General features: G+C 64.4%; 2 protein-coding genes. One reads left to right on the top strand and one right to left on the bottom strand.

Annotated elements, in window-relative coordinates; translation table 11 throughout:
* The first annotated feature begins 100 nt into the window (after window positions 1-100).
* A complete protein-coding gene (locus tag EN750_RS32320) occupies window positions 101-1,036 on the top strand; it encodes a DmsC/YnfH family molybdoenzyme membrane anchor subunit (protein WP_127399108.1) in 936 nt (311 codons plus the stop codon).
* 6 nt (window positions 1,037-1,042) lie between these two features.
* On the opposite strand, the gene pdeM is transcribed toward EN750_RS32320, so the two are convergent.
* Window positions 1,043-1,759 (bottom strand): ligase-associated DNA damage response endonuclease PdeM, encoded by a 717-nt coding sequence (gene pdeM, locus EN750_RS32315; RefSeq protein WP_127399107.1) that lies wholly within the window; start codon window positions 1,757-1,759, stop codon window positions 1,043-1,045.
* Between the last annotated feature and the right edge of the window lie 100 nt (window positions 1,760-1,859).

Below are 1,859 nucleotides of genomic sequence, written 5' to 3'. Positions count from 1 at the left end.
CAGCAAGCGCGCCGCATCGGTGGCCGCGCCGGCATTGGAACCGGTGCGGGCCGAAGGCGGTTTCCTCGGCTGGGTCGACCGCATGCTTTCGAACTGACCCATGCATCCAGCCTTCTCCGTCGTCTTCTTCACCACCGCCACCGGCGCGGGCTACGGCCTGCTCGCGCTGCTGGGCGTGCTCGGAGGCTTCCAATTCATTCCCCCCGATTTCTGGCTGGGCTTCATCGGCATGGGGCTGGCACTCGGCCTGATCGTGGCCGGCCTGTTGTCCTCAACGGGTCATCTCGGCCGCCCCGAACGCGCCTGGCGGGCGTTCTCGCAATGGCGCAGTTCATGGCTGTCGCGTGAAGGCGTCGCCTCGGTCATCACCTTCATTCCGGCGGGGCTGTTCGGCATCGGCTGGGCGTTTCTCGGCCGCATCGATGGCTGGGTCGGCATCGCCGGATTTCTGGCTGCCATCGGCGCGGTCGTCACCGTCTGCACCACCGGCATGATCTATGCGTCGCTGAAGCCGATCGCCCAATGGCACAGCCACTTCACCCTGCCCGGCTACCTCATCTTCTCGACGATGACCGGCAGCGTGCTGCTGAACGTGCTGCTGCAGGGCTTTGCGCTGGGTTCGAAGGTGCAGCTGGCGGCTTGCCTGCTGCTGACCTTGTTCGGCTGGAGCTGGAAAGTGGCGACCTGGCGCTACAATGACAGGCTGGAAATCTCGACAACCGCCAACACCGCGACCGGGCTGGCGGGCGGCACGGTGCGGTCGCTGGAATGGCCGCATACCGAGGAGAATTATCTGCTCAAGGAAATGGGCTTTCGCATCGCGCGCAAGCACGGCGCGCGGCTGCGCCAGATCACGCAGCTTCTGGCCTTCGCGTTGCCTTTGGGGCTGCTCGCCATTGTGTTCGCCCTGCCATGGCCGCTGGCAGCGTTGCTGTCGGTACTTGCTGCTGCAATCCAGTTCGCCGGCATGCTGGTCGAACGTTGGCTGTTCTTCGCCGAGGCGAAGCACACGGTTACGCTCTACTATGGCAGGTAAGGCTGTTTAGCCCGGCCGCAGCATCGAGCCGGAAATGGCAAAGATGCGTTGGGCGCCCAGCATATAAGCCATCAGCGTGTCCAGCCGGAACAGCCCGGCATAGGCGCGGTCGAGCACGTTGAGCGAACCGGTATAGGCGCCGAAGGCCGGCATGATCATGCGGCCGCCATCGCCGGCAAAGCAGCGCCGCCTCACCGAGCGTCCCTGCTGGACTATGCGGGCGCAGGGATGCAGATGGCCCGCTATTTCGCCTTCGACACGCTGCTTCGACGGCTCATGCCGGAACAGCAGCGAGCCTATAGCAAGTTCACGCACCGTTTCGCCGGGGAGATCGGCTGGCGCTTCCGGGTCATGGTTGCCGGCGACCCAGAACCAGTCTCGGCCTGATATCAGCGCTTCCAGCCGCTCGCGGAAGCTTGCATGCATACGCTGGGCGCCGCCGCCATCGTGAAAGCTGTCGCCCAGGCTGATGACGATCGACGGCTGGTAGTCTGATATCACGGCCTGAAGCCGCAACAAGGTCGCGCCGGTGTCGTAGGGCGGGATCAGCGTGCCGCGGCGTGCCAGCGACGAACCCTTTTCCAGATGCAGGTCGGACACGGCCAGAAGCCGCAGATCCGGAAAATAAAGCACGCCGCGCGGGTCGCAGACGGCGCGCTCGCCTGATATGCCGACAAGGTCGGCCTCGGCGATCAGCGATGTGCGCGCCAGCGAAAAATTCATTCCTCAGGCATTTCCGGCCCCATGGCCTCCTCGACCAAAGTCGCCGCATCCATCAAAAGCGTTTCATCGGCTTCGCCATGGACCGGCATCTTGCCGATCT

It is taken from the genome of Mesorhizobium sp. M7A.F.Ca.ET.027.03.2.1 (assembly GCF_003999175.1).
Classification (GTDB): domain Bacteria; phylum Pseudomonadota; class Alphaproteobacteria; order Rhizobiales; family Rhizobiaceae; genus Mesorhizobium.
Note: the sequence above shows the minus strand (reverse complement) of the source record. Positions and strands in the feature narration are given on the sequence as shown.

Bases quoted from the DNA above. Each gene is read 5' to 3' on its own strand.
- pdeM (WP_127399107.1), bottom strand. From the start codon at position 1,759: ATGAATTTTTCGCTGGCGCGCACATCGCTGATCGCCGAGGCCGACCTT.
- EN750_RS32320 (WP_127399108.1), top strand. From the start codon at position 101: ATGCATCCAGCCTTCTCCGTCGTCTTCTTCACCACCGCCACCGGCGCG.